Below are 8007 nucleotides of genomic sequence, written 5' to 3' on the forward strand. Positions count from 1 at the left end.
ACATTATCGAATGTTTCAGTCAACCAACTGGTGAGTTGTTTGAGTTTTTTGGTTAAGACTTTATGATAATCTCGCCCCCACGCATAACGCGCGATTTTGGCATGGTTGGGGCTGTCAGGACGTTGGTGGGGAGTGTAATAATTGAGTGCCACCGCGATGACGGTTTTAGCTGATGGCATCAGGCGATAAATATCCTGACGGCGGGCGTCAGACATCCACGCCATCTCAGCTTGATAGCCCAAGGCTAACCACTCTTGAAGGCGTTGGGCGGCGGTATTGGTGGTGTTGGGGTCAATGGATGCGATCCCGACGGCGTGGAAGCCAATTTCACGGGCACGCTCTTTGACCTGTTGAGTGCGATCGTTCATGGATACAGATGTTGTGTGCCGAGCTAACCCAGGTTGCTGTCTTAAAATTATCACCGATGGCGATCGAGAACCGATCGACAGCAGCATAATTATTTAAAATAAGTGCGATTAGGTGACTGAATAGCCACTAAATTGACGCTTGAAGGGAGAATGAAAGCCCAGTACGATATCGGATGTCAGAACTCCTTTTTCGGTCAAGACTTGGGAGATCGTCTCTGTACCATTGTATTGAATCCAGATTTAGCCATCTTTAATATAAAAGTGTAGAATCACGCTAAAAATGCGTTGTTGCTCCTCCCAACCTACATATGCAAGTTGATAACGATCGTGTTCGGTATCACAAATAATTTCTGCTTCTACATCGTTAGAGTAGGTGTAAGGATGTGCTTGCTCGGTAAGAATTTGACGGATTATTTTTCGGTATTGTTGAAGCTTATTCATTGTTTGATTTCTGCTCCAACTTGTTGAATTCTAGCAGATCGGATCTTAACAGCGACAATTACAATTCATCCACACAACATAATGAAAGCCATTCACGAACATGTTGTTGCTGTTTGCCCCAAGCTGGTGTTAGTGATGACGGTAAACCAGACACGGCATCCAGTGTCGATCGAGAGATAATGAAAATATATATTATCGATTCTCACTACACTTGCTTATGAATCCGCTATTACAAGGTCAGGGATTGCCCCCATTTCCAGAAATCCAAACAGAGCAGGTCGTTCCCGACATTACCGCACTGCTGGCTGAAGCTAATGAAGAATTAACCAAGCTCGAAGCGAATATCGTCCCCACTTGGGCGGGATTAGTCGAACCACTCGACCGGATTGTCGAGCGGCTGTCCTGGGGGTGGAGTATCGTCGGACACCTAATGAGCGTCCAAAATAGTCCCGAACTGCGTGCCGCATACGAACAAATGCAGCCCCAGACAGTCCAGTTTTGGATGCGGTTGGGACAAAGCGCCCAGCTCTATCAGGGCTATAAAGCGATCGCGGCCAGTCCTGAATTCGCCAACTTCGATCCAGCCCAAAAACGGATTATCGAAGCCGCCATCCGCGATATGGAGCTATCTGGAGTCGGTTTGACTGGCGCACCGAAGGAACGATTCAATCAGATTCAGCTCGAACTAGCCGAGTTGTCCAATAAGTTTTCCAATAACGTCCTCGACGCGACTAAAGCCTATAGCCTCACCCTGACTAAACCTGAAGAAATCGCGGGACTCCCCGAAAGTCTGCTCGGACAAGCCGCGCAATCCGCCAGAGCCGCCGGAAATGAAGCCGCAACCCCCACAGATGGCCCCTGGGTAATCACCCTCGACGCGCCGAGTTACATGCCCTTCATGCAGCACAGCCAACGCCGAGACTTGCGGGAGCAAGTGTATAAAGCCCTCGTCAGTCGCGCTTCATCTGGGGAACAAGATAACCTCGGTAATATCGATCGCATTCTCGAACTCCGCCGCGAAATGGCAAACATCCTCGGGTTCGACAACTTTGCCGAACTCAGCCTCGCCAGTAAAATGGCACCCACTGTCGCCGCCGTCGAAAATCTGCTCGAATCCCTCCGCAGTGCCAGCTTTGAAGCCGCCAAACAGGATCTCGAAGATCTCCGCGCTTTTGCCATTTCTAAAGATGCCCCCGAAGCCAACGATCTCAAACACTGGGACATGGCCTACTGGTCGGAACGCCTGCGGGAAGCCAAATTTGACTTTAATGCTGAAGAATTACGCCCCTATTTCCCCTTAGAACAAGTGCTATCGGGCTTATTCAACCTCGCGCACAGTCTATTTGGCATTAATATTACCGCCGCCGACGGCCAAGCACCCGTCTGGAATCCCGACGTGCGCTACTTCCAAGTCGCCAACGAGCAAAATCAACCGATAGCCTTTTTCTACCTCGACCCCTACAGCCGTCCCGCCGAAAAACGCGGTGGTGCCTGGATGAATGATTGCATCAGCCGCTCCAAATTGACCGATAAAGATGGGTCGAAAGTACGTTTGCCCGTTGCATACCTAATTTGCAATCAAACGCCCCCAGTAGACGGCAAACCCAGTCTGATGACCTTCGGCGAAGTCGAAACCCTGTTCCACGAATTCGGACACGGCTTGCAGCATATGCTCACCACCGTCGATTATGTCGGCGCATCGGGAATTAGTAACGTCGAATGGGATGCCGTCGAGCTACCCAGTCAATTTATGGAAAACTGGTGCTATCATCGCCCCACTCTCCTGAGTCTGGGCAAACACTACGAAACTGGCGAACCATTACCCGAACACTACTATCAAAAACTCCTCGCCGCACGCACATTTATGAGCGGTAGTGGGATGCTCCGCCAAATCCACTTTAGCTGGCTGGATCTGGAAATCCACAGCCGCTTCCAACCAGGCGGCTCGGAAACCATTGCCGATGTCCGCAATCGCCTCGCCAAAATCAGTATGGTAATTCCCCCATTACCGGAAGACAATTTCCTCTGCTCCTTCGGACATATTTTCGCGGGCGGTTATGCAGCGGGCTACTATAGCTACAAGTGGGCGGAAGTCTTGAGTGCCGATGCGTTCGCCGCATTTGAAGATGCTGGGCTAGATGATGCGGACGCGATCGAGACGACCGGACGACGATTCCGCGATACAGTATTATCGCTGGGCGGTAGCCAGCACCCGATGGAGGTGTTTACAGCATTCCGGGGACGTGAGCCAGATCCAGCGGCGTTATTGCGTCACAATGGGTTAGTTGCTGCGAAGTAATCTGCAATATAGCAAATTTGCGGTAGGGGCAATTTATGAATTGCCCCTATTTCCAGGTATAAAATAGAGAGTGAATCAATAGTAAAAAAAGCATCTTGACATCATGCTTACTTCGATCGAGCAAATCACTCAATTACTTCCGAAGGCTTCTGAATCAGTATTGCAAGAAATCTGGATGATTCTGAGTACTGCGACAAAAAATGAGGAAACCTCAGAGCCAGAAAGCACTTTGATTAGAAATCATAGTGCTTTTTTGAATGGTTATGTGCCTGAAGATGAAGGGCTGTATGATGACTATTAAAGCTGGTGAATTTTGGTTGGCAGAAATTCAATATACAAATGGTACTGATGCTAAAAAGCGTCCGGTACTTATTTTATGGCTGGATTGACAAGATGCGATCGTTGCTCTTGTTACATCTGCCCCGCCTCGCACGAACACAGATGTTTTGTTAGACAGATGGGCAGAAAGTGGATTAAGAGTCGCTTCTACCGTTCGATTATCGAGATTAGATTGCTTAGAACAATCACTGTTTAATAAGAAAATTGGTCGATTATCTGAAACTGATGCAATACAATTGAGAAAAGTTTGGTCGGAGTTTATTAAAGTGCAATTTTGACATTCTACTAGATTGAAGAGACGAATGGGTATCCTAGATCTGAGTAGTAAGTAGATTGAGGTTGGGTTGAAGAATTACACCCAACCTACACTCAAAAGATTTGGCTCGATCGATAATTTACTCAAAAACCCAGCTTTTGAAGAGGTTGGGTTTCTACTTGTGCTAGCAAAGTTGTAGATTTATCCTCTAAGCTGCCTGAGAAGTGTCTCCAAAATTATCCCGAAAAGATGCTTGTACCTGCGCTGTAGGAACGATTGTCCAGCCCGATTGAAGCAATCTTTGACTGGTTGCCCAGCCTTTCGAGCCGCCGGGAATTGGATAATCCCGAACGCATAAACTTGGAAAAGCGGTATGGGGTTTCCAGGGATGATAAGGTTCTAATCTAAGATATAGAGTTAGTTTGCCTTTAGACGCAAATGAGGGAATCCAGCACAGTTGTCCGGCCATTTTAGTATCCTCCTATGTTTACATAGCCATCTTTTCGTCGATCGATATCAGTTGAGTAAATGTTTGAGACTTTGGGTCGATCGACTACCTCCGGTACGCTTTGCGCTCGGATCGAAAGAACCTTATTCTCACTTTGCCAAAAATAAGCTTGACAAAAAGTAACGATCGCTACCAGATGTAACTTGAATAAGTTATTCAAGGATGAATTCCACAGCTTCAGCCAAATTTGAGACAATTTTATCGGGCTGGTAGTGTTCTATTCGATCGCGATCGCGAATCCCAGATAGTACCCCAATTACTTTGATATGATGAGTTTTAGCGGCGATGATATCTGCCTCGGTATCGCCAATCATCCAGGTATTTGGATCGGGTTTCAATTCACTTAAAGCTTTCACCATTAATTGAGTTTTAGCTTGGGCATCATCGTGTTTTATGTAGTCATTGGGTAAGCAGTAACGGTAATGTGGCAAGAAAAAGCGAGCGAGATCGTATTGTTTGAAAGCTGGTTCGAGTTCGCAGGTACGCCGGAGTGTCATTACCAATAGTTCGCTGCCAGACGATTGAATCTTTTCGAGTGCAGCGATGGAGCCTGGTACGACTAAATCAAATGGTAGATATTGGATTTGATGGGCGTGGCGATCGCGTAGCTGTTTGAAGACTTCTGCCTGCTCTACTGTCAAGCCAGACTCGATCCCGAGTTGACGTTCGGGAATTAAAGCTTGTTTATACGCCCAAAATTTAGCTTTTGGGAAGATGTTTAGAATTTGATTGGGGAGTTTAACTTTCTCTAAGCAGAGTTGATAGACATGATAGTATCGATCGGACAAATCCATAATTGGCCCATCAAAGTCGGTGATAATTCGCATTATGGTAAATCTATAATATCAGTCGGCAGTTTAGAGCGTTGGTACCTACTCGACTAACTTAGATCGCTCGAACTTTAGAGCGGGTTTATCGTGGCGATTTCAGCAGTTTGGACGACCATTAATTCCTGAATTCCCAGATCGGCAAGATCCAATAACTCATTCATTTGCTGACGACTAAAACTCCCTGCTTCTGCGGTACCTTGCACTTCAATTAGTTCGCGATTATCGGTCATGACGACATTGAAATCGACATCGGCTGCGACATCTTCAGGATAATCCAGATCCAAAAACGCTTCCCCATCCAGCAATCCCACCGATACCGCCGCAACTTGGCGAACTAGTGGCGAGCAAGTCAGTTCGCCGCTCGCAATTAGCTTGTGGATGGCCTGTGCCAAAGCCACGTATCCGCCTGTTATTGCCGTCGTGCGGGTACCTGCATCTGCCTGAAGGACATCTGCGTCAATCAGGATCGTTTTCTCTCCTAGAAGGGCAAAATCGAGGGTCGATCGCAAACTCCGACCGATGAGCCGTTGGATTTCCTGGGTGCGTCCCGAGAGCTTGAGCGTCTCGCGCTCGTGGCGTTGGGGGGTAGCACCTGGCAACATTCGGTACTCTGCTGTCAGCCAACCCGTCCCCGTCCCCGCCAAAAACTTCGGCACCCCATCTTTAATGGTGACGGTGCAGAGTACCCGCGTATCGCCACAATGGGTCAACACCGAACTGGTGGCAAATTTAGTAAAGTTGCTCTCAAAGGTAACTGGTCGTAACTGATTCGATTTCCGGTGTTGACGCTGCATTTGAGAGTAATGGGTAAGGGGTAATAGGTAGATAGTCAGAGCATCAGATACTCATTAACTTTTGTATGCGGTTTAAATTTAGCTCTCGATCGAGCAACGCCACTCAATTCTACCCTCTACACTCTCCCCTCTATCCCATATCCCATATCCCATATCCCCTAAACTGCCCCTTGACCGATCGCATATTTGGTGTTTCACTGGATAAACGCTCGGCACGAAACGCTATATATTGTCTACTATAGACTGCCGAGCGGACAGGGATAACCCACCAGGGCAGACCTTTTGAATAATGAAATGCGGCTCATTTGACGTTGAATATGATTGCACAACTAAATAGTCATCCAGAAAATACTACGATTACTCAGGACACTTTAGAACAAACTCAAACCGATCCACTTCATCACCAGATTGAGATTGTCGATACACCAGCCGATCGCTTTTGTACCGAAATCGTTGCTAATGCACTCCAGCTCGCTAGCACGGGACAAAGAGTTTTGATCGTGCAATTACTGAAGGGTGGGATTCGCCAAGGACACGATCGAGTGGTCAATCTCGCTCAAAATCTAGATTGGATTCGCTGTAATTTAATTCGGAATATCTCTAGTGCCGACCTAAACGATCTAGAGTTACAAAATTTCGAGCAGTTATGGAAACACGTTCGCAATTTAGCTCGAATTCCGCAGGGTGAATCGGCAACTTCCAGTGAATATACGCTGCTAATTTTAGATGACTTGAGTCTAGCGATCGACTTGAATTTAATTAGTATTGAAGCGGCGCTAAATTTTCTCACTAAGTTGCCCAAGGATCTCAAGCTGATCCTGACGGGGACGAATCCACATCCAGCCATCCTGGAGCTAGCCGGATAAATAGATCCGCTCCATTTAATAACAGACCCCCGATTTCTCCAAGAAATCGGGGGTCTGTTTGATATTCTGACAACAGTTGTAATTTACTAGTGCTTGACATAAATCTTGGGTACCCTTTATGGGTACCCTGGGTTTACGCTTTTACTAGATAAAAAGCATTGAACTTAACGGTAACTTTCACGATTCTCGCGATCGTCGGCTAGAGCGCGTCCGCGCGGGGCGGTGCGTCCGCGCTCGACTTTATCTTTGGCTTTAGTCGCACTGCGTTTGAGCGCGTCGAGACGGGACTCGTAGTGCTTGCGTTTGCTCTTTTTAGGAGTATCATCGGTCAGAGTTTTTAAGGCACTACCCAGGCTCTTGTAGGCATTGGGGAGGGTATAACCAAAGCGGGTTGCTAGGGCGATCGCTTTTTCATCAGCGTCGATCGCTTCTTTGAGGTGACGATCGCTATTATTGCGCGAGTAGAGTCGATATCCCGATACACCACAAAGTCCGAGCGCGAGGATTAATAATAAACCATCTTGCACCCATAACTCGCCAACAGCACCGCCTAAGCCGATCGCCAGAGCTGCCATTTCCCAGCCATCGCGGGAGATCGTATCGTTTTGGACTCTAGCGACTTCATGCCAAAATAACAGGTTGCGCTGATCGAGCGCCAGACGTTCCCATTTGACGAGATCGATCTGAATTTCTACTTGATCTTTCCCTAATTCTTCGCTGCGAATTAGAGGGGGATTGACTTCGACTGTCGTTTCTACAGTCACCCAGCTTTGAAGTTCTGGTGGGAGCAGGCTTTTGAGCCGACGCAGTTCACTCATTTCAGCGCGAGCAGAGGCAGCAGAATAGGATGTCATAGTGATAGTCTCGATCGATCTTAGTTACTATTTTAGCGAATTCCCGGACGAGAATGAAAAAGTTTATCTGAGATTAGATTACATCTTTGTGCGATCTCGATCGCAGTGGATAGCAATTTTAGATGTCATCTTAGGTTTAACAGTTGGTGCAGCCTTTCAAAATTAGCAGTAAGAATCACGTCATCGCTAATTTTAGACATTCGCAAAATCCAAACCCCAGTAACCTTCCGATGAAATCTAACTTTTTAGGCACAATTTTCGCCCTTGCTTCCGTCATTAGTCTCACCGCCACCACTGCAAGCGCTGACATTAGCACTAATAGTATGCCCTCCCATCGACCAGCGATCGACACTGCCGCACAAGAAGATGAAGCCGACAAAACTCCCCAGAAGCCAGCGATGAAGCGCCCATCTGCTCCTGCGCCTGTAATGAATAGTATCGAAGTAGAGACA

9 protein-coding genes and 1 pseudogene are annotated in these 8007 nt (G+C 47.3%); 4 read left to right on the forward strand and 6 right to left on the reverse strand.

Features of this window, described 5'->3' with window-relative positions; genetic code table 11:
• Both RMO52_RS11975 and RMO52_RS11980 read right to left on the reverse strand, forming a co-directional pair.
• Positions 1–368: QueG-associated DUF1730 domain-containing protein (locus RMO52_RS11975; RefSeq protein WP_310414387.1), on the reverse strand; the 368-nt coding region annotated here is incomplete at its 3' end.
• A gap of 108 nt (positions 369–476) precedes the next feature.
• Positions 477–809 (reverse strand): annotated as a pseudogene (locus RMO52_RS11980) (XisI protein).
• A gap of 217 nt (positions 810–1026) precedes the next feature.
• Here RMO52_RS11980 and RMO52_RS11985 point away from each other — a divergent pair.
• Complete coding sequence (locus RMO52_RS11985; protein WP_310414389.1) at positions 1027–3108, forward strand: M3 family metallopeptidase; 2082 nt, start codon at positions 1027–1029, stop codon at positions 3106–3108.
• A gap of 103 nt (positions 3109–3211) precedes the next feature.
• Entirely contained in the window at positions 3212–3409 is a 198-nt protein-coding gene (locus RMO52_RS11990) for a hypothetical protein (protein ID WP_310414392.1), read from the forward strand.
• Positions 3410–3911: 502 nt separating this feature from the next.
• On the opposite strand, the gene RMO52_RS11995 is transcribed toward RMO52_RS11990, so the two are convergent.
• The 3 genes from RMO52_RS11995 to rph all read right to left on the reverse strand — a co-directional run bounded on the left by RMO52_RS11995 (position 3912) and on the right by rph (position 5835).
• Positions 3912–4172: a hypothetical protein gene (locus tag RMO52_RS11995; protein WP_310414396.1), complete on the reverse strand. Its 261-nt coding sequence runs from the start codon at positions 4170–4172 to the stop codon at positions 3912–3914.
• Positions 4173–4363: 191 nt separating this feature from the next.
• Positions 4364–5038, reverse strand: a complete 675-nt coding sequence (locus RMO52_RS12000; RefSeq protein ID WP_310414399.1) for an HAD family hydrolase — start codon at positions 5036–5038, stop codon at positions 4364–4366.
• Positions 5039–5112: 74 nt separating this feature from the next.
• Positions 5113–5835 carry a ribonuclease PH gene (gene rph / locus RMO52_RS12005; protein ID WP_310414402.1) on the reverse strand — a complete coding sequence of 241 codons (723 nt, stop codon included), beginning with the start codon at positions 5833–5835 and terminating at the stop codon, positions 5113–5115.
• A 317-nt stretch (positions 5836–6152) separates the two neighbouring features.
• Between rph and RMO52_RS12010 the strand changes: the two genes are divergently transcribed.
• Positions 6153–6701, forward strand: a complete 549-nt coding sequence (locus tag RMO52_RS12010) for a cob(I)yrinic acid a,c-diamide adenosyltransferase (protein WP_310414405.1) — start codon at positions 6153–6155, stop codon at positions 6699–6701.
• Positions 6702–6865: 164 nt separating this feature from the next.
• On the opposite strand, the gene RMO52_RS12015 is transcribed toward RMO52_RS12010, so the two are convergent.
• Positions 6866–7555 (reverse strand): DUF3318 domain-containing protein, encoded by a 690-nt coding sequence (locus tag RMO52_RS12015; protein WP_309739365.1) that lies wholly within the window; start codon positions 7553–7555, stop codon positions 6866–6868.
• Between the two features lie 230 nt (positions 7556–7785).
• Here RMO52_RS12015 and RMO52_RS12020 point away from each other — a divergent pair.
• The coding region (locus RMO52_RS12020) for a hypothetical protein (protein ID WP_310414409.1) at positions 7786–8007 on the forward strand (222 nt) is incomplete at its 3' end.

Source organism: Chamaesiphon sp. OTE_8_metabat_110 (genome assembly GCF_031382685.1).
Lineage (GTDB): Bacteria > Cyanobacteriota > Cyanobacteriia > Cyanobacteriales > Chamaesiphonaceae > Chamaesiphon.